At 61.1% G+C, this 17,811-nt stretch carries 19 protein-coding genes; 12 read left to right on the forward strand and 7 right to left on the reverse strand.

Annotated elements, in window-relative coordinates:
• Positions 1–61 precede the first annotated feature (61 nt).
• The 6 genes from C1X29_RS07400 to C1X29_RS07425 all read left to right on the forward strand — a co-directional run bounded on the left by C1X29_RS07400 (position 62) and on the right by C1X29_RS07425 (position 3,048).
• Entirely contained in the window at positions 62–631 is a 570-nt protein-coding gene (locus tag C1X29_RS07400) for an antibiotic biosynthesis monooxygenase (RefSeq protein WP_085746946.1), read from the forward strand.
• Positions 632–687: 56 nt separating this feature from the next.
• A complete protein-coding gene (folM, locus tag C1X29_RS07405; RefSeq protein ID WP_102717156.1) occupies positions 688–1,398 on the forward strand; it encodes a dihydromonapterin reductase in 711 nt (236 codons plus the stop codon).
• Between the two features lie 21 nt (positions 1,399–1,419).
• Positions 1,420–1,980, forward strand: a complete 561-nt coding sequence (gene folE, locus C1X29_RS07410) for a GTP cyclohydrolase I FolE (RefSeq protein WP_085746944.1) — start codon at positions 1,420–1,422, stop codon at positions 1,978–1,980.
• Positions 1,981–2,352 (forward strand): dihydroneopterin triphosphate 2'-epimerase, encoded by a 372-nt coding sequence (gene folX / locus C1X29_RS07415; RefSeq protein ID WP_007957207.1) that lies wholly within the window; start codon positions 1,981–1,983, stop codon positions 2,350–2,352.
• 68 nt (positions 2,353–2,420) lie between these two features.
• The gene (locus C1X29_RS07420; protein WP_085608092.1) at positions 2,421–2,717 is read left to right on the forward strand and encodes a DUF1244 domain-containing protein; all 297 of its coding nucleotides are present in this window, start codon (positions 2,421–2,423) and stop codon (positions 2,715–2,717) included.
• Positions 2,710–3,048, forward strand: coding sequence for a HopJ type III effector protein (locus tag C1X29_RS07425; RefSeq protein WP_011332495.1), 339 nt, complete (start codon positions 2,710–2,712; stop codon positions 3,046–3,048). Before C1X29_RS07420 ends, C1X29_RS07425 begins: the two co-directional genes overlap by 8 nt.
• Positions 3,049–3,250: 202 nt before the next feature.
• Here C1X29_RS07425 and trxB read toward each other — a convergent pair whose 3' ends face one another.
• Positions 3,251–4,213 carry a thioredoxin-disulfide reductase gene (gene trxB / locus C1X29_RS07430; RefSeq protein ID WP_085746943.1) on the reverse strand — a complete coding sequence of 321 codons (963 nt, stop codon included), beginning with the start codon at positions 4,211–4,213 and terminating at the stop codon, positions 3,251–3,253.
• Positions 4,214–4,523: 310 nt separating this feature from the next.
• Between trxB and cysZ the strand changes: the two genes are divergently transcribed.
• Together cysZ and C1X29_RS07445 are read left to right on the forward strand one after the other, a co-directional pair.
• A complete protein-coding gene (cysZ, locus tag C1X29_RS07440) occupies positions 4,524–5,276 on the forward strand; it encodes a sulfate transporter CysZ (RefSeq protein WP_011332493.1) in 753 nt (250 codons plus the stop codon).
• A gap of 42 nt (positions 5,277–5,318) precedes the next feature.
• A complete protein-coding gene (locus tag C1X29_RS07445; RefSeq protein ID WP_085746942.1) occupies positions 5,319–6,539 on the forward strand; it encodes a glycosyltransferase family 1 protein in 1,221 nt (406 codons plus the stop codon).
• Here the strand turns inward: C1X29_RS07445 and C1X29_RS07450 are convergent.
• The 3 genes from C1X29_RS07450 to C1X29_RS07460 form a co-directional block, all read right to left on the reverse strand.
• Complete coding sequence (locus C1X29_RS07450) at positions 6,508–7,611, reverse strand: NADH:flavin oxidoreductase (protein WP_064600676.1); 1,104 nt, start codon at positions 7,609–7,611, stop codon at positions 6,508–6,510. The genes C1X29_RS07445 and C1X29_RS07450 overlap by 32 nt on opposite strands.
• A gap of 157 nt (positions 7,612–7,768) precedes the next feature.
• Entirely contained in the window at positions 7,769–8,251 is a 483-nt protein-coding gene (locus tag C1X29_RS07455) for a glutathione peroxidase (protein WP_007959082.1), read from the reverse strand.
• 122 nt (positions 8,252–8,373) lie between these two features.
• Positions 8,374–8,859 carry a peptidylprolyl isomerase gene (locus C1X29_RS07460; protein WP_011332490.1) on the reverse strand — a complete coding sequence of 162 codons (486 nt, stop codon included), beginning with the start codon at positions 8,857–8,859 and terminating at the stop codon, positions 8,374–8,376.
• Between C1X29_RS07460 and C1X29_RS07465 the strand changes: the two genes are divergently transcribed.
• The 3 genes from C1X29_RS07465 to C1X29_RS07475 are packed head-to-tail and all read left to right on the forward strand — an operon-like array spanning position 8,828 to position 12,236.
• On the forward strand, positions 8,828–9,166 hold the full coding sequence (locus C1X29_RS07465; RefSeq protein WP_085746941.1) for a DUF3565 domain-containing protein: 339 nt from the start codon (positions 8,828–8,830) through the stop codon (positions 9,164–9,166). The genes C1X29_RS07460 and C1X29_RS07465 overlap by 32 nt on opposite strands.
• A gap of 60 nt (positions 9,167–9,226) precedes the next feature.
• Positions 9,227–11,326 carry a phosphate acetyltransferase gene (gene pta / locus C1X29_RS07470; protein ID WP_011332488.1) on the forward strand — a complete coding sequence of 700 codons (2,100 nt, stop codon included), beginning with the start codon at positions 9,227–9,229 and terminating at the stop codon, positions 11,324–11,326.
• A 4-nt stretch (positions 11,327–11,330) separates the two neighbouring features.
• On the forward strand, positions 11,331–12,236 hold the full coding sequence (locus C1X29_RS07475; protein WP_102686875.1) for an acyltransferase: 906 nt from the start codon (positions 11,331–11,333) through the stop codon (positions 12,234–12,236).
• 496 nt (positions 12,237–12,732) lie between these two features.
• On the opposite strand, the gene cysN is transcribed toward C1X29_RS07475, so the two are convergent.
• From cysN to C1X29_RS07490, 3 genes are all read right to left on the reverse strand, one after another.
• The gene (gene cysN / locus C1X29_RS07480) at positions 12,733–14,631 is read right to left on the reverse strand and encodes a sulfate adenylyltransferase subunit CysN (RefSeq protein WP_085666894.1); all 1,899 of its coding nucleotides are present in this window, start codon (positions 14,629–14,631) and stop codon (positions 12,733–12,735) included.
• Between the two features lie 9 nt (positions 14,632–14,640).
• Positions 14,641–15,558, reverse strand: a complete 918-nt coding sequence (cysD, locus tag C1X29_RS07485; RefSeq protein ID WP_007912374.1) for a sulfate adenylyltransferase subunit CysD — start codon at positions 15,556–15,558, stop codon at positions 14,641–14,643.
• Positions 15,559–15,706: 148 nt separating this feature from the next.
• Positions 15,707–16,465, reverse strand: a complete 759-nt coding sequence (locus C1X29_RS07490) for a Nif3-like dinuclear metal center hexameric protein (protein ID WP_085746939.1) — start codon at positions 16,463–16,465, stop codon at positions 15,707–15,709.
• 103 nt (positions 16,466–16,568) lie between these two features.
• Here C1X29_RS07490 and algW point away from each other — a divergent pair, with 103 nt between their 5' ends.
• Entirely contained in the window at positions 16,569–17,726 is a 1,158-nt protein-coding gene (gene algW, locus C1X29_RS07495) for a Do family serine endopeptidase AlgW (RefSeq protein ID WP_085746938.1), read from the forward strand.
• The last annotated feature ends 85 nt before the right edge of the window (positions 17,727–17,811 follow it).

The following is a 17,811-nucleotide window of genomic DNA, read 5'->3' on the forward strand; positions in this document are numbered from 1 at the left end:
CGGCGCTGCGTCAGGCGAAACTCCTACCCGGAGCGACGCAAATGCAATACGGAGATACACAATGTCTACTTCCCCCGTCACGCTGATGGTCGCGCGTCGTGTCGCCAATGGTCGTTATCAGGATCTGATCGCCTGGCTGCGAGAAGGCGAACAACTGGCCACCGACTTCCCCGGTTATCTCGGCTCCGGCGTACTGGCCCCGCCTCCCGGCGACGATGAATTCCAGATCATCTTCCGCTTCGTTGACGAACAGACCCTGCACGCCTGGGAACACTCGGCATCGCGCACCGCCTGGCTGGCTCGTGGCAGCGATCTGTTTGCTCACCCGACGGAACATCGGGTCAGCGGAATCGAAGGCTGGTTCGGTGCAGCTGGCGCACGTCCTCCTCGCTGGAAGCAAGCGGTGGCGATCTGGCTGGCGTTCTTCCCGGTGTCGCTGCTGTTCAATTTCGTGCTGGGCCCGCTGCTCGCGGAAATGAGCCTGTTGACGAGGGTCTTCATCAGCACGCTCTGCCTGACCCCGTTGATGGTCTACTTCTTCATTCCGCTGTCGACCCGCCTGCTGGCCGGCTGGCTCAACCCGGCGCCTGCACGCCCGCTGCCTGCCGCACCCTCCACGCAAAATCGCTGAAGCCGTCGCTCGCGTCGCTGTTATAGTTTTTGCTCTGACTTCGACGCGAGCCGTACATGACTTCTCACACAGCTCCCATCCTCATCACCGGCGCCGGCCAGCGGGTCGGCCTGCATTGCGCGCAGCGTCTGCTGGAAGACGGTCATCGGGTGATCTTCACCTACCGCAGCGAACGGCCGGGTGTGAAGGCATTGCGGGATCTGGGCGCCCTCGGGCTGCACGCGGACTTTTCCAGTGAAGCCTCGATCCTCGCGTTCATCACCGAACTGAAGACCCACACCGACAGCCTGCGCGCCATCGTGCACAACGCCTCGGAATGGCTGGCGGAAATCGGTGACGGCGAAGCCGAAGCCTTTAGCCGGATGTTCAACATCCACATGCTGGCGCCGTACCTGATCAACCTGCATTGCGCCGAACTGCTGCAACGTTCGAGTCCTGCCGACATCATCCACATCAGCGATGACGTCACCCGCAAGGGCAGCAGCAAACACATCGGCTATTGCGCCAGCAAGGCCGGGCTCGACAGTCTCACGCTGTCCTTCGCCGCGCGCTACGCGCCGTCAATCAAGGTCAACGGCATCGCGCCAGCCCTGCTATTGTTCAATCCCGACGACGACGCGGCGTACCGCGCCAAGGCGCTGGCCAAGTCCGCGCTGGGCATCGAACCCGGCAGCGAAGTGATTTATCAGAGCCTGCGCTATCTGCTCGACAACCCGTATGTCACCGGCACGACCCTGACCGTCAACGGCGGGCGGCACGTCAAGTAATACGCCCCGCGAGGATGCTCCATGACCCGTTCCCTGCCCGAGAATTACCGCGAGATCCTGATCGGTCTCGGTGAAAACCCTGACCGCGAAGGACTGCTCGACACGCCGGTGCGGGCGGCCAAGGCCATGCAGTACCTGTGTCACGGCTACGAACAGAGCGTCGACGAGATCGTCAATGGCGCGCTGTTTGCCTCCGACACCGACGAGATGATCATCGTCGCCGACATCGAGCTGTACTCGTTGTGCGAACATCACCTGCTGCCCTTCATCGGCAAGGCCCATGTGGCTTATATTCCGACGGGCAAGGTGCTGGGGCTGTCGAAGATCGCGCGGCTGGTGGACATGTTCGCCCGCCGCCTGCAGATCCAGGAAAACCTCACCCGCCAGATCGCCGAGGCGGTCCGGCAAGTCACCGATGCCGCCGGTGTCGCGGTGGTCATAGAAGCCCGGCACATGTGCATGATGATGCGCGGTGTCGAGAAACAGAATTCGACCATGAACACCTCGGTCATGCTCGGCGCCTTCCGCGAGTCGAGCAACACCCGCCAGGAGTTCCTGCAATTGATTGGACGGAGCAAGTAAATGCCACAACTTCAACCGGGAATGGCGCGCATCCGGGTCAAGGATCTGCGCCTGCGCACCTTCATCGGGATCAACGAGGACGAAATCCTCAACAAGCAGGATGTGCTGATCAACCTGACCATCCTGTACGCCGCGCAGGAAGCGGTGCGAGACAACGACATCGACCACGCGCTGAACTACCGCACCATCACCAAGGCGATCATCGCGCATGTGGAAGGCAACCGTTTCGCGCTGCTCGAACGCCTGACCCAGGAGCTGCTGGATCTGGTGATGGCCAACGAATCGGTGCTGTACGCCGAAGTCGAAGTCGACAAGCCGCATGCCTTGCGTTTTGCCGAGTCGGTGTCGATCACCCTTGCCGCCAGCCGCTGAACGTGTCTGGCGCTACGGGCGTCAGACTTTTATCATCAGCGCCACGATTTGACTGCACAGAGCCCATCATGACCGAGCAACAACGCCTCGAACTCGAAGCCGCCGCCTTCCGCCGGCTGGTCGCCCACCTGGACAGCCGCAAGGACGTGCAGAACATCGACCTGATGAACCTCGCCGGGTTCTGCCGCAACTGCCTGTCCAAGTGGTACAAGGCCGAGGCCGACGAGCGCCAGATCGAGGTCAGCCTCGACGATGCCCGTGAAGTGGTTTACGGCATGCCGTACGCCGACTGGAAAGCCCAATATCAGCAAGAAGCCAGCGCCGAACAGCAAGCGGCGTTCGCCAAAGGAAAACCCAATGAGTGATCTGAACACACTGCGCGCCAGCCTCAAGAGCGGCGAACACGTTTTTGCCGACACCCTGTCCTTCATCGCCGCCGGTTACGACTACCAGCCTCAGGCGTTCAACAACGGCGGCGTGGAAAACGCGGCCGGGCAGAACGAAGGTTCGTGCAAGACTTTGGGTCTGGCGCTGCTGGAAGGCTTGAGCGACGAAGAAGCGCTGCTGGCGTTCGGCGAACACTACCGCTCGGTCGTGGCAACGCCTGAAGGCAGCGATCACGGCAATATCCGTGCGCTGATCCAGCACGGTCTGGCGGGCGTGAAATTCGAAGCGCAACCGCTGACCCGCCGCTGAATCCCGACACAACACTATCCCTGTCAGATCGTTCCCACGCTCCGCGTGGGAATGCAGCCGGGGACGCGGAGCGTCCCAAGGACGCAGAGCGTCCAGATGAGGCATTCCCACGCAGAGCGTGGGAACGATCATTGTCGTGGTGCCTGTGAATAATGGGCATGAAAAAACCGGCCAATTGGCCGGTTTTTTTGTGTCTGCGTTCTTAGAACGAAACGTTCTGCAGATCGTCCAGGTAACGCTCGGTGTCCAGTGCCGCCATGCAGCCGGCGCCGGCCGAGGTGATGGCCTGACGGTAAACGTGGTCGGCCACGTCGCCGGCAGCGAAGATGCCTTCGACGCTGGTCGCGGTGGCGTTGCCTTCACGGCCGCCCTGAACCACGAGGTAGCCGTCCTTCAGCTCCAGCTGACCTTCGAACAGCGAGGTGTTCGGGGTGTGGCCGATCGCGATGAACACGCCGTCGACCTTGATTTCGTCGAAGCTGCCGTCGTTGTTCTTCAGACGCGCGCCGGTCACGCCCATGTTGTCGCCCAGCACTTCGTCCAGGTTCGCGTTCAGTTTCAGCTCGATCTTGCCTTCGGCCACACGGGCGTTGAGCTTGTCGATCAGGATCTTCTCGGCGCGGAAGGTTTCGCGACGGTGGATCAGGGTGACCTTGCTGGCGATGTTGGCCAGGTACAGGGCTTCTTCGACAGCGGTATTACCGCCACCGACCACGGCCACCGGCTTGTTGCGATAGAAGAAACCGTCGCAGGTCGCGCAGGCCGAAACGCCTTTGCCCATGAACGCTTCTTCCGACGGCAGGCCCAGGTAACGAGCGCTGGCGCCAGTGGCGATGATCAGCGCGTCGCAGGTGTAGGTGCCGCTGTCGCCGGTCAGGCTGTATGGCTTGGAAGCGAAGTCCACAGCGTTGATGTGATCGAAAACGATCTCGGTTTCAAAACGCTCGGCGTGCTCGCGCATGCGCTCCATCAGCACCGGGCCGGTCAGACCGTGGACGTCGCCCGGCCAGTTGTCGACTTCGGTGGTGGTGGTCAGTTGACCGCCGGCCTGCATGCCGGTGATCAGCAGCGGCTTGAGGTTGGCACGGGCAGCGTAGACGGCAGCGCTGTAACCGGCAGGGCCGGAACCGAGGATGATCACTCGCGAATGACGGACTTCAGACATGAACCTGCTCCTGTTGACCGGCCAAGACACCTGGCCGGACGCCGGACTGCCGGCGGGAATAAAAAAGGACTGTGGATAACCTTGGGGAAGGCATGAGCTCGACAGTCCTGTAAAAAGTTGGGTGCAGCGTATCGAGGGGGGCAAGATTAAGGAAATACGGTTTAACAATCCAGCTCATAGGTGGTCTCTATGCCGACACACTGACGAGATGGACGTCTTTGTTACAGTGAATGTCCATCCCGCCGCCGCGCTTTCACAGGTTCTGCAAAGTCGGTAAGGTCGGCGCGTTTTCCCTTGTTCGGAGCACCTTATGCCCGCCCCTGTTCTGTCCGGCCCGCAATACCTGCGCGAAGGCCTCAAACTGGTCTTGAGCCCTGGCCTGCGCCTGTTCGTGCTGCTGCCGCTGGCCATCAACCTGGTGCTGTTCGTCGGATTGATCTATCTGGCCGGCCACCAGTTCAGCCTGTGGGTCGACACGCTGATGCCGTCGCTGCCCGAGTGGCTGAGTTTCCTCAGCTACATCCTGTGGCCGCTGTTTGTGGTGCTGGTGGCGTTGATGGTGTTTTTCACCTTCACCATGCTGGCCAACGTGATCGCCGCACCGTTCAACGGTTTCCTCGCGGAAAAAGTCGAAGTGGTAGTGCGCGGCACCGACGACTTCCCGGCCTTCAGCTGGGGCGAACTGATCGCCATGATCCCGCGCACCCTGGCCCGGGAAATGCGCAAGCTCGGTTACTTCCTGCCCCGGGCGATCGGCCTGTTCATCCTCTCGTTCATCCCGGTGGTGAACATCGTCGCCGCACCGCTGTGGCTGTTGTTCGGGGTATGGATGATGGCGATCCAGTACATCGACTACCCGGCGGACAACCACAAGCTGGGCTGGAACGAAATGCTCGCCTGGCTGCGCCAGAAGCGCTGGCAGAGCATGAGCTTTGGCGGGATCGTTTATCTGGTGTTGCTGATTCCGGTGGTCAACATCCTGATGATGCCGGCCGCCGTGGCTGGCGCGACACTGTTCTGGGTCCGCGAACGGGGTGCCGAGAATCTTGTGACGCAACGCTGAGGCCGCGTCACAAATCCATCATCCGAACGTCACAACCACGACATGGCCTCAGCCGACACTGAGGTCATGACGACAGCTCTACATATCACCCTCATCAGCGAAACCTTCCCACCGGAAATCAACGGCGTGGCCAATACCCTTGGCCGCTTGTGCGACGGCTTGCGCGCACGCGGGCACCGGGTGGAACTGGTGCGACCGCGTCAGGCTGACGATCCTCAGCGCAGTGAAGATGACTCGCTGCTGCTGTGCCGGGGCTGGCCGTTGCCGGGTTATCCGGGGTTGCAATGGGGCCAGTCGTCGATGCACAAGTTGCTGCGGCGCTGGACGCGCCAGCGCCCGGACGTGCTCTACATCGCCACCGAAGGTCCGCTCGGGCTGTCGGCCTTGCGCGCGGCGCGCCGTCTGGGGATTGCCGTGGTCAGCGGCTTTCATACCAATTTTCAGCAATACACCCACCAATACGGGCTGGGATTGCTGACGCGCTTGCTCACCCACTACCTGCGCTGGTTTCACAATCGTTCGGCCATGACTCTGGTGCCGAGCGTCAGCCAGCGCCTGGAGCTGGAGCGTCGGCACTTCGAACGCCTGGCGCTGCTGTCGCGGGGTGTCGACAGTCAGTTGTTTCACCCGGCCAAACGCCTGAATGCCTTGCGTGAGCAATGGGGTCTTGGCGAGCAGGACATTGCTGTCATTCACGTAGGACGCCTGGCGCCGGAGAAAAACCTCGGCCTGCTCAAGCGCAGTTTCGAAAAGCTCGCCGGTACGTATCCACAACGCAACCTGAAGCTGATCGTGGTCGGCGACGGACCGCAACGAATGGCACTGGAGAAGGAACTGCCCGAGGCGATTTTCTGCGGCTCGCAACGGGGCGAAGCACTGGCAGCGCACTATGCGTCGGGGGATGTGTTTCTGTTTCCGAGCCTGACCGAAACCTTCGGCAACGTCGTGCTGGAAGCGCTGGCCTCAGGCCTTGGGGTGGTGGCTTACGATCAGGCCGCGGCGGCCCAGCATATTCGCCATGGCTACAACGGCGTGCTGGCGATGCCCGGGGATGAGGAGGCGTTCTGCGAGGCAGCGGCGTGGCTGCTGGAAGAAGACGAAAGGTTGCGCTGCGTACGCCTGAACGCACGCCAACACGCCAGCCGCCAGGGTTGGGCGGCTATCGTCGAACAGTTTGAAAACCATTTGCTGGGGGCTTGCCGCGACCTGCGCGACAAGCCGCCCACGGCGATCAAACCAGCGTCATCAACGCCTCACGGCTGAACGGCAGAATGTCCTGCTCGCGGCCTTCGCGCACTTTCTGCGCCCAGTCCGGATCGACCAGCAGCGCACGCCCCACCGCCACCAGATCGAACTCGTCGTTGTTCAGACGCTCCAGCAGTTTTTCCAGACTGGCCGGTTGCGCGACCTTGTCGGTGTTGACCATGAACTGCAGGAACTCGCCATCGAGGCCGACGCTGCCGACGGTGATGGTCGGTTTGCCGGTCAGCTTGCGTGTCCAGCCGGCCAGGTTCAGGTCGGAACCGTCGAATTCCGGCTCCCAGAAACGGCGCGTCGAGCAATGGAAAATGTCCACGCCAGCGTCGGACAACGGCTTGAGGAATTCACCCAGCGCTTCGGCGGTTTGCACCAGACGCGCGGTGTAGTCCTGCTGTTTCCACTGCGAGAAGCGGAAGATGATCGGGAAACCTTCGCCCACCGCCGCACGCACAGCCTGAATCAGCTCGATGGCGAAACGCGAACGGTTGGCCAGGCTGCCACCGTATTCGTCGGTGCGCTGGTTGCTGCCTTCCCAGAAGAACTGGTCGATCAGGTAACCGTGGGCGCCGTGGATTTCCACGCCGTCCATGCCGATGCTTTGGGCATCTTTCGCCGCTTGGGCGAAGGCTGCGATCACGTCCTGGATGTCCTGTTTGGTCATGCCGTGTACGACGACCTGACCGTCCTTGAGTTTTTCCGACGGGCCGTAACCCGGCACGCTTGCGTCCGGCTCGGTGCCCAGACGGCGCACATTGCCGACGTGCCACAGTTGCGGAACGATCTTGCCGCCTTCGGCGTGCACCGCGTCGACGACTTTTTTCCAGCCGGCCAACGCCGCTTCACCGTAGAAGTGCGGCACGTTCGGGTAACCGTTGGAAGCCTGGTGGCCGACGGTGGTGCCTTCGGTGATGATCAGGCCGACACCGGCCGCCGCGCGACGACGGTAGTACTCGATCACTTTGGAATTGGGCACACCGCCTGGAGAAAACGAACGGGTCATCGGCGCCATGACCACGCGGGTCGGCAGTTCGAGGGCACCGAGCTGGAACGGTTTGAACAGGGCTTGCACGGGCATGGGAGGCTCCACGAAAAATTGATCGACGGGCATGCGATTCATATGACGGCGATAATATGCGGAGTTCCAATCAACCGATAGCACTATTGATCTGAATGATTAAGGGTCAAAAGGCAGGCGAAAAAAATCGCAGCGCGAGGGCTGCGATTTTTGTGTTTCAGCTCAGGGCTTTTTCAATCGCCGTAATCACCGAAGGATCATCCGGCGCCGTGCGCGGCGAGAATCGGGCCAGTACCCGACCGTCCTTGCCGAGCAGGAATTTCTCGAAATTCCAGGTGATGTCACCGGGAAACTCCGCGCCCTCGCCCGCCAGCAGGCGGTAGAGCTGATGACGATCGTGACCGTTGACTTCGAGCTTTTTCGACAACGGAAAACTCACGCCATAGTTGAGGCTGCAGAATTCCTGGATCTCCTGCTCACTGCCCGGTTCCTGACCGGCAAACTGGTTGCACGGCAGGCCCAGCACACTGAAGCCTTTGCCTTTGTATTGCTGATAAAGGTTTTCCAGCGCCGCGTACTGTGGGGTCAAGCCGCATTTGGAGGCGACGTTGACCACCAGCACGACTTGGCCCTTGAAGGGTGCCAGCGGTAGCTCCTGACCATCCAGGGCTGTCAACTTAAGGTCGTGAAAAGCACTCATGACGAACTCCAGATTCCCGTTTTCTACTCGAAACAGCCACTTGGCGAGGCCACCAAGGACAGCCGCGGACTAAAAAGGCGCCCTCGGGCGCCTCTCCAGTACTCGAAGCTTAGCGCAGAAAATCAGTGGTGATGGCCACCTTCGCCATGGACGTGACCATGAGCGATTTCTTCCTGGCTGGCGTCACGGATGGCAACGACCTTCACTTTGAAGTTCAGGCGCTGACCGGCCAGCGGATGGTTGCCGTCGACAGTGACATCGTCGCCGTCCAGGTCACGAATGGTGACGATCTGCATCTGGCCGTCCGGCGCCGAAGCGTGGAACTGCATGCCGACTTCCAGCTCGTCAACGCCTTCGAACATGCTGCGGCTCAGGGTGCTGACCAGTTCAGCGGCGTATTCGCCGTAGGCATCTTCCGGCTCGACGGACACTTCCAGATCGTTACCGACTTCTTTACCTTCCAGGGCTTTTTCCAGGCCCGGGATGATGTTGCCTGCACCATGCAGGTAGACCAGCGGAGCGCCGCCGGCGGAGCTGTCGATGACCTCACCAGCGTCGTTGGTCAGGGTATAGTCGATGGAGACAGCCTTATTGGCGGCGATCAGCATGGGGCGAGACCTTTTGCATAAGAATGAAGAACGGACAAGTCTAAACAAGGATTTGCCCGAAAGCGAACAGAACCCGGACAGACGGGATCGATTGGCGCCCGTGACCGTCACCGGATTCCATCAGGACGAGGACGGCCACTGGGTCGCCGAACTGTCCTGCGGCCACACCCAGCACCTGCGCCACCAGCCGCCGTGGCAGTCGAGAGCATGGGTGCTGGACGCAATGCAACGTATTGAAAAAATAGGCCAACCCTTTGCTTGCGGTTGGTGCGCTCAAGGCTCGGTTAGCGATAACCTTGGCGACTGAAATTCGGCAGATCGGCACACAGAGGCGATCGCCATTGCCATGCACCCTTAGAGAATCCGCATGCAAACTTTTTTTATCGCGCCCACCGATTTTGGTGTGGGTCTGACCTCCATCAGCCTTGGGCTGGTGCGCACGCTGGAGCGGGCCGGGCTGAAAGTCGGCTTCTTCAAACCGATCGCCCAGCCGCATCCGGGCGACACCGGCCCTGAGCGCTCCACCGAACTGGTGGCCCGCACCCACGGCCTGAAACCGCCGCAGCCACTGGGCCTGGCCCACGTCGAGCGGATGCTCGGCGACGGCCAGCTCGACGAGTTGCTCGAAGAAATCATCACCCTCTACCAGCAGGCCGCCATCGGCAAAGACGTGCTGGTCGTCGAAGGCATGGTGCCGACCCGCAGCGCCAGCTACGCCGCGCGGGTCAACCTGCACCTGGCCAAGAGCCTGGATGCCGAGGTGATTCTGGTCTCGGCCCCGGAAAACGAAGTGCTGACCGAACTGTCCGGCCGCGTCGAGTTGCAGGCGCAACTGTTCGGTGGACCGAAAGACCCGAAAGTCCTCGGCGTGATCCTCAACAAGGTCAAGACCGACGAAAGCATGGACGCCTTCGCCGCGCGTCTGAAAGAGCATTCTCCGTTGCTGCGCACCGGTGATTTCCGTCTGCTCGGCTGCATTCCGTTCCAGCCCGAACTCAACGCCCCGCGCACCCGCGACGTCGCCGACCTGATGGGCGCCCAGGTGCTCAACGCCGGCGACTACGAAACCCGGCGCATGACCAAGACCATCATTTGCGCACGCACGATGCGCAACACCGTGGACCTGCTCAAGCCCGGCGTGCTGGTGGTGACCCCCGGCGATCGCGACGACATCATCCTCGCCGTCAGTCTCGCCGCTATCAACGGCGTGCCGCTGGCCGGCCTGCTGCTGACCAGCGATACCCTGCCGGATCCGCGCATCATGGACTTGTGCCGTGGCGCGTTGCAGGCCGGTCTGCCGGTGCTGTCGGTGAGCACCGGCTCCTACGACACCGCCAACCTGCTCAACGGCCTGAACAAGGAAATCCCCGTCGATGACCGCGAACGCGCGGAGATCATCACCGACTTCGTCGCCAGCCATCTGGACGCCAACTGGTTGCACCAGCGCTGCGGCACGCCACGGGAAATGCGCCTGTCGCCGGCGGTGTTCCGCTATCAATTGATTCAACGCGCGCAGGCCGCCAACAAACGTATCGTTCTGCCCGAAGGCAGCGAGCCGTTCACCGTGCAAGCAGCGGCGATCTGTCAGGAACGCGGGATTGCCCGTTGCGTGCTGCTGGCCAAACCGGCAGACGTTGAAGCCGTGGCCAGAGCCCAGGGCATCACGCTGCCGCCGGGGCTGGAAATCCTCGACCCGGACCTGATCCGCGAACGCTACGTCGAACCGATGGTCGCCCTGCGCAAGAGCAAAAGCCTCAACGCGCCGATGGCCGAGCAGCAACTGGAAGACACCGTGGTGATCGGCACCATGATGCTCGCGCTGGATGAAGTCGACGGCTTGGTCTCCGGCATCATCAACACCACCGCCAACACCATCCGCCCGGCGCTTCAACTGATCAAGACCGCGCCGGGCTGCACGCTGGTGTCGTCGGTGTTCTTCATGCTGTTCCCCGAGGAAGTGCTGGTCTACGGCGACTGCGTGATGAACCCGCACCCGAGCGCCAGCGAACTGGCCGAAATCGCCCTGCAAAGCGCCGACTCGGCTGCCGCCTTTGGCATCACCCCGCGCGTGGCGATGATCAGCTACTCCAGCGGCGAATCCGCCACTGGCGAGGAAGTCGAGAAGGTCCGTGAAGCCACCCTGCTCGCCCACGAACAACAGCACTCGCTGCTGATTGACGGGCCGTTGCAGTACGACGCCGCCGCCAACGAAACCGTGGCCCGGCAACTGGCGCCGAACAGCCAGGTGGCCGGTCGCGCCACGGTGTTCGTGTTCCCCGACCTCAACACCGGCAACACCACCCACAAAGCCGTGCAGCGCAGTGCCGATTGCGTCAGCCTCGGCCCGATGCTGCAAGGCCTGCGCAAACCGGTGAACGATCTGCCGCGCGGCGCGCAGGTCGACGACATCGTCTACACCATCGCCCTGACCGCGATTCAGGCTGCCAACCGACCTCTGGATATCTGACCCGATGCTGGCTTTCCTCCCTGCCACCCTGCGCGGCGTGATCGCCGCGCTGCTGCTGGCGCTGAACACGATCCTGCTGTGCTCGTTCCTGTTTCTCGTGGCGCTGATCAAAGTGCTGCCGTTCGACCTCGCACGCCGCGCCTCGCGCTGGCTGATGAGCCACACCCACGAAGCCTGGATCAGCAACAACAAAGGCTGGATGAACCTGGTGCGCCGCACCCGCTGGCACCTCAGCGGCCTGCAAGGCCTGGACTACCAGCACTCGTACCTGATCACCAGCAACCACCAGAGCTGGGTCGACATCCTGGTGCTGCAATACGTGCTCAACCGACGCATCCAGCCGCTGAAGTTCTTCCTCAAACAGGAACTGATCTGGGTCCCGGTCATCGGCCTGGCGTGGTGGACACTGGGCTTCCCGTTCATGAAGCGCTATTCGAAGGCGTACCTGGAAAAACACCCGGAAAAGAAAGGCAAAGACCTGGAAACCACTCGCAAGACCTGCGCGAAATTCCGCGACAACCCGGTAGGCATCTTCAACTTCGTTGAAGGCACACGCTTCACCGAGGGCAAACACGCGCAGCAGCAATCACCGTTCAAATACTTGCTCAAACCAAAGGCCGGCGGCATTGCCTTCGTACTGGATGCGATGGGCGAACAACTGGAATCGATCGTCAACGTCACCATCCACTACCCCGGCGGACGCCCTGGCTTCTGGGACCTGCTGTGCGGCAACGTCCGAGACGTAGTAGTGCACTTCGAAGAACTGAAAATCCCACCGCAGTACATCGGCAAAAACTACGACCAGGACGGCGAATACCGCCTGCAATTCCAGGGCTGGATCAACCAATTGTGGCAAGACAAGGATGCGCTGCTCGAGCAGATGCACCGCGAATATCCCAACCGACGCTGATCCCCCCTGTGGGAACACCTGACAGAAATTGGTCGTCTGTCAGGCCGCCATCGCCAGCAGGCTGGCTCCCACAGGAAAACAGTTCGCTTTCAGTTTTTGGCTTTTCGCCTCACACCACTCAACACAATGAGCGTTAGCTCGAGTACCGCTCTTGACGTGCCGGCCCCTTCGGCCGGCTGAGTGGAGGGATTCATCCGGGGGGGGAGCGCAGCGACCGTGCGGCGCAGCCGCATGCATCGAGAGGAGGTGCAGCGAAGCAAACCGTAGGCGATGCCCCCGGATGAATCCCGGAGCGAAGGAACACCGAGCCACAGCGAGGTGCCGAACGCCGGGGCCCAGCCTTTTGGTTACTTTTTGGCGTTTGAAAAAGTGACCCGCTGTAAGAGCGGAACCGCCAGCCGCAGCACCAGAAAAAACGGATATTCACCCCAAACAACCCAAAAAAAAGCCCGCCAATGATCACTCATCGGCGGGCTTTTTCATTCGCAGCTAACGCTTAAATCGCACCACGCTTACGCAACAGATCCAACACCTGCTTCACACTTTCATCCAGCGACAACGACTGAGTATCGATCACCAGATCAGCATCCAGCGGCACGTCATAGGGGAACGACTCACCCGGAATGTTATCGCCACCCGCAGCATACAAACCTTGCGGATCACGCTCGGCGCACACAGTCGGCGAAGCCTGAACATAAACCGTCAGCAAACGCTCCTTGCCAATCAGATCCTTCGCCTGCTCACGACCTTCAGCACTCGGCGCCACAAACGCCGCAAGCGTCAGCAGACCCGCCTCGTTGAACTGACGCGCCACATGCGCGGCACGACGCCAGTTCTCGGTGCGACCCGCGCGATCCTGCGGCAGCCCCTTATTGAGGTCATGACGCAGATTCTGACCATCCAGCACAAACACCGCACGCCCCAGATCGAACAGCTTGCGCTCGACCGCATACGCCAAGGTGCTCTTGCCCGCACCGGACAGGCCGCTGAACAGCACGGTGGCCGGTTGCTGACCGAAACGCTGAGCGCGCTCTTCGGTCGCTACATGGGCCAGTTTGCCGTGGTGCGTAGCCGTGCCATGGGTCACCGGCTGAGCGACGATCATACCGGCGCCTACAGTGCCGTTGGTCAAACGGTCGATGACGATAAACGCGCCGGTGGTGCGGTTGCTGTCGTAACCGTCGAGGGCGATCGGCGCGTCGAGCGCGATCTTCACCTTGCCGATTTCGTTGAGCTGCAACGCGCTCGCCGGGCCTTCTTCGAGGGTGTTGACGTCGACCTTGTTGACGATGCTGGCGATGGAGCCCGGCACGTAACTGGTGGCGCGCTTGATGTCGTATTTCTTGCCCGGCAGCATCGGCTCTTCAGCCATCCACACCAGCATCGCTTCGAAGCTGTCGGTCACTGGCGGAACGTTATCGGCGTGTACCAGCAGGTCGCCACGGGAGATGTCGATTTCGTCTTCCATGGTCAGCGTTACCGCCTGGCCAGGACCTGCGTGTTCCAGTTCACCTTCGAAGGTGACGATGGATTTCACGCGGCTGCTCTTGCCCGACGGCAGGACCACGACTTCGTCGCCCTTCTTGACGATGCCGCTGGCGAGGGTGCCGGCGAAACCGCGGAAGTTCAGGTTCGGACGGTTGACGTACTGCACCGGGAAACGCAGATCGGTGAAGTTGCGATCACCCGCCACTTCCACGGTCTCGAGGATTTCCATCAGCGACTGGCCGGTGTACCACGGCGAACGCTCGGACTTGTTCACCACGTTGTCGCCCTTGAGAGCGGACATCGGCACGAAGTGCATGCTCGTCGGCTTCATCTTCAAGCCTTCGGCGAACTTCAGGTAATCGGCCTTGATCGATTCGAACACGCCCTGATCGAAGCCCTTGAGGTCCATCTTGTTGATGGCGACAACGATGTGCTTGATGCCCAGCAACGAGGCGATGAAGCTGTGGCGACGGGTCTGGGTCTGCACGCCGTAACGGGCATCGACCAGAATGATCGCCAGGTCACAGGTGGACGCACCGGTGGCCATGTTGCGGGTGTACTGTTCATGGCCGGGGGTGTCGGCGATGATGAATTTGCGCTTGGCGGTGGAGAAATAGCGGTAGGCGACATCGATGGTGATGCCCTGCTCGCGCTCGGCCTGCAGGCCGTCGACCAGCAATGCCAGGTCGATGTCGTCACCGGTGGTGCCGACTTTCTTCGAATCGCGGGTGATGGCTTCGAGGTGATCTTCGTAGATCATCTTCGAGTCGTGCAGCAGGCGCCCGATCAGGGTGCTCTTGCCGTCATCGACGTTACCGCAGGTCAAAAAGCGCAGCAGCTCTTTACGTTCGTGCTGGCCCAGGTAGGCGAGGATGTCCTCGCTGATCAAATCAGATGCGTGCGACATGACAACCCCTTAGAAATAACCCTGACGTTTCTTGTCTTCCATCGAGCCTGCGCCATCGTGGTCGATGACCCGGCCCTGGCGCTCGGAAGTTCGCGTCAGGAGCATTTCCTGAATGATGTCCGTCAGGCTTTCGGCCTCGGACTCCACCGCGCCCGTCAACGGGTAGCAGCCAAGGGTACGGAAACGCACTTTCTTTTTGACGATGCGCGCCTTGTCCTCGTCGGACAGGTGCTCGAGGATGCGCTCGTCGTCGATCATGATCAGCGTGCCGTTCTTCTCGATCACTTCGCGTTCGGCCGCAAAGTACAGCGGTACGATCGGGATGCCTTCGAGGTAGATGTACTGCCAGATGTCCAGTTCGGTCCAGTTCGACAGCGGGAACACACGAATGGATTCGCCCTTGTTGACCTTGCCGTTGTAGACGTTCCACAGCTCGGGACGCTGGTTCTTCGGGTCCCAGCGGTGTTTGCTGTCACGGAACGAGTAGACGCGCTCCTTGGCGCGGGACTTCTCTTCATCGCGACGGGCACCGCCGAAAGCGGCGTCGAAACCATGCTTGTCGAGTGCCTGCTTCAGGCCCTCGGTTTTCATGATGTCGGTGTGCTTGGCGCTGCCGTGGGTGAACGGGTTGATGTTCTGCGCCACGCCATCGGGGTTGATGTGAGTGATGAGGTCCAGGCCAAGCTCTTCGACCATCTTGTCGCGGAACTTGTACATTTCCTGGAATTTCCAGCGGGTGTCGACGTGCATCACCGGAAACGGCAGTTTGCCCGGGAAGAACGCCTTGCGTGCCAGATGCAGCATCACGGCGGAGTCTTTACCGATGGAGTACAGCATCACCGGGTTGTCGAACTCGGCGGCCACCTCGCGGATGATGTGGATGCTTTCCGCCTCCAGCTGTTTCAGATGCGTCAGTTTGTCGACCATGGCTACTCACGAAAGCTTTCTTATGAACGGCCAGCGGGCCGTGTTCGAGCGAGGAATCCTAGCACAGCGACCTCTTCTAATCAGGACGCCAACTAGATCGAAAGGGTATATGAATATGCCCGCCCGTTCGGGTGCTTTCAGGCAAAAGTCAGATCGGATTCGGGCAGTCGATGAAGATGTGCTCGAGGGCGAAACGCTTCGCCAGATAGTCGCCCAGCGCCTGCACGCCGTAGCGTTCGGTGGCGTGGTGGCCGGCGGCGATGAAGCTGATGTCGTTTTCCCGGGCGCTGTGGAATGTCTGCTCGGAGGCTTCACCGCTGATGAACAGATCGACGCCGGCGGCGATGGCGTTGTCGATGTAACCCTGGCCGCCGCCAGTGCACCAGCCGACCCGACGGATCATCGCGCTGCCTTCGACCAGCAGCGGCTCGCGGCCCATGACCTCCTGCACTTTGCGGGCGAAGTCGCGCGGGGTCATCGGCTCACTCAGCGAACCGACCAGACCGACGATCTTCAGATTGTCCGGGTCCAGCGGCCCTTCGACGGTGATGTCCAGTTGACGGGCCAGTTGCACGTTATTGCCGACGTCCGGGTGCAGATCCAGCGGCAGGTGATAACCGAGCAGGCTGATGTCGTGCTTGAGCAGCGTCTTCAGACGTCGCTGCTTCATGCCAGTGATGCACGGGTTCTCGCCCTTCCAGAAATAACCGTGATGCACCAGCACCAGATCGGCTTCGGCCTCGACGGCGGCATCGAGCAGCGCCTGACTGGCAGTGACGCCGCTGACGATGCGCATCACCTGCGGACGGCCCTCGACCTGCAGGCCGTTGGGGCAATAATCGGCAATTTTCGCACTGCCGAGGTAACGGTCGGCTTCTTCGACCAGGGTGCTCAGGGCGACGGCCATGAAAGACTCCTAAATATCCCGTTCAGAGGCACGCGCGGCCTCGTATAATGCGCGACATTATGGGCGGTCTGACCCCGCCTGCAACTTTTCCAGGACGTGCTTAATGCTCAAGGCGCTGCGTTTTTTCGGCTGGCCGCTGTTGGCCGGCGTGCTTATCGCTCTGTTGATTATTCAGCGTTACCCGCAGTGGGTCGGGCTTCCGAGCCTCGACGTCAACCTGCAACAGGCCCCGCAGACCACCAGCGTGCAGCAGGGGCCGGTGTCCTATGCCGACGCGGTGACCATCGCCGCGCCGTCGGTGGTGAACCTCTACACCACCAAAGTCATCAACAAGCCAAGCCATCCGCTGTTCGAAGACCCGCAGTTCCGCCGTTTCTTCGGTGACAATTCGCCGAAGCAGAAGCGCATGGAATCGAGCCTCGGCTCCGGCGTGATCATGAGCCCGGAAGGCTACATCCTGACCAACAACCACGTCACCAGCGGCGCCGACCAGATCGTCGTGGCGCTCAAGGACGGTCGCGAAACCCTGGCCCGAGTGATCGGCAGCGACCCGGAAACCGACCTCGCGGTCCTGAAGATCGACCTGAAAACCCTGCCTTCGATTACCGTCGGCCGTTCCGACAATATCCGCATCGGCGACGTCGCACTGGCCATCGGTAACCCGTTCGGCGTCGGCCAGACCGTGACCATGGGCATCATCAGCGCCACCGGCCGCAACCAGTTGGGCCTGAACAACTACGAAGACTTCATCCAGACCGACGCGGCGATCAACCCGGGCAACTCCGGCGGTGCGCTGGTCGACGCCAACGGCAACCTCACCGGCATCAACACCGCGATCTTCTCCAAGTCCGGCGGCTCGCAAGGCATCGGCTTCGCGATCCCGGTGAAACTGGCGATGGAAGTGATGAAGTCGATCATCGAGCACGGTCAGGTGATTCGCGGCTGGCTGGGCATTGAAGTGCAACCGCTGACCCAGGAACTGGCCGAGTCGTTTGGCCTGTCCGGGCGTCCGGGAATCGTGGTGGCGGGGATTTTCCGCGACGGCCCGGCCCAGAAGGCCGGTCTGCAACTGGGTGACGTGATCCTGAGCATTGACGGCGAACCGGCCGGTGATGGCCGCAAATCGATGAACCAGGTGGCGCGGATCAAGCCGACCGACAAGGTCACGATTCAGGTGATGCGCAATGGCAAGGAGATCAAGCTCACGGCTGAAATCGGTCTGCGTCCGCCGCCGGCGCCGGTGAAGGAAAAAGAAGAGTAAGACTTTGTTCGCGTCACTGACGCGAATAACAGACATTCTCAACAGGCATGTTATATTGTTTCAATTAGCACATTGGAACAACATA

The organism is Pseudomonas sp. GW456-12-10-14-LB2, from assembly GCF_002884345.1.
Lineage (GTDB): Bacteria > Pseudomonadota > Gammaproteobacteria > Pseudomonadales > Pseudomonadaceae > Aquipseudomonas > Aquipseudomonas paraglycinae.

Bases quoted from the DNA above. Each gene is read 5' to 3' on its own strand.
- C1X29_RS07400 (WP_085746946.1), top strand. From the start codon at position 62: ATGTCTACTTCCCCCGTCACGCTGATGGTCGCGCGTCGTGTCGCCAAT.
- folM (WP_102717156.1), top strand. From the start codon at position 688: ATGACTTCTCACACAGCTCCCATCCTCATCACCGGCGCCGGCCAGCGG.
- folE (WP_085746944.1), top strand. From the start codon at position 1,420: ATGACCCGTTCCCTGCCCGAGAATTACCGCGAGATCCTGATCGGTCTC.
- folX (WP_007957207.1), top strand. From the start codon at position 1,981: ATGCCACAACTTCAACCGGGAATGGCGCGCATCCGGGTCAAGGATCTG.
- C1X29_RS07420 (WP_085608092.1), top strand. From the start codon at position 2,421: ATGACCGAGCAACAACGCCTCGAACTCGAAGCCGCCGCCTTCCGCCGG.
- C1X29_RS07425 (WP_011332495.1), top strand. From the start codon at position 2,710: ATGAGTGATCTGAACACACTGCGCGCCAGCCTCAAGAGCGGCGAACAC.
- trxB (WP_085746943.1), bottom strand. From the start codon at position 4,213: ATGTCTGAAGTCCGTCATTCGCGAGTGATCATCCTCGGTTCCGGCCCT.
- cysZ (WP_011332493.1), top strand. From the start codon at position 4,524: ATGCCCGCCCCTGTTCTGTCCGGCCCGCAATACCTGCGCGAAGGCCTC.
- C1X29_RS07445 (WP_085746942.1), top strand. From the start codon at position 5,319: ATGGCCTCAGCCGACACTGAGGTCATGACGACAGCTCTACATATCACC.
- C1X29_RS07450 (WP_064600676.1), bottom strand. From the start codon at position 7,611: ATGCCCGTGCAAGCCCTGTTCAAACCGTTCCAGCTCGGTGCCCTCGAA.
- C1X29_RS07455 (WP_007959082.1), bottom strand. From the start codon at position 8,251: ATGAGTGCTTTTCACGACCTTAAGTTGACAGCCCTGGATGGTCAGGAG.
- C1X29_RS07465 (WP_085746941.1), top strand. From the start codon at position 8,828: ATGGAGACAGCCTTATTGGCGGCGATCAGCATGGGGCGAGACCTTTTG.
- C1X29_RS07460 (WP_011332490.1), bottom strand. From the start codon at position 8,859: ATGCTGATCGCCGCCAATAAGGCTGTCTCCATCGACTATACCCTGACC.
- pta (WP_011332488.1), top strand. From the start codon at position 9,227: ATGCAAACTTTTTTTATCGCGCCCACCGATTTTGGTGTGGGTCTGACC.
- C1X29_RS07475 (WP_102686875.1), top strand. From the start codon at position 11,331: ATGCTGGCTTTCCTCCCTGCCACCCTGCGCGGCGTGATCGCCGCGCTG.
- cysN (WP_085666894.1), bottom strand. From the start codon at position 14,631: ATGTCGCACGCATCTGATTTGATCAGCGAGGACATCCTCGCCTACCTG.
- cysD (WP_007912374.1), bottom strand. From the start codon at position 15,558: ATGGTCGACAAACTGACGCATCTGAAACAGCTGGAGGCGGAAAGCATC.
- C1X29_RS07490 (WP_085746939.1), bottom strand. From the start codon at position 16,465: ATGGCCGTCGCCCTGAGCACCCTGGTCGAAGAAGCCGACCGTTACCTC.
- algW (WP_085746938.1), top strand. From the start codon at position 16,569: ATGCTCAAGGCGCTGCGTTTTTTCGGCTGGCCGCTGTTGGCCGGCGTG.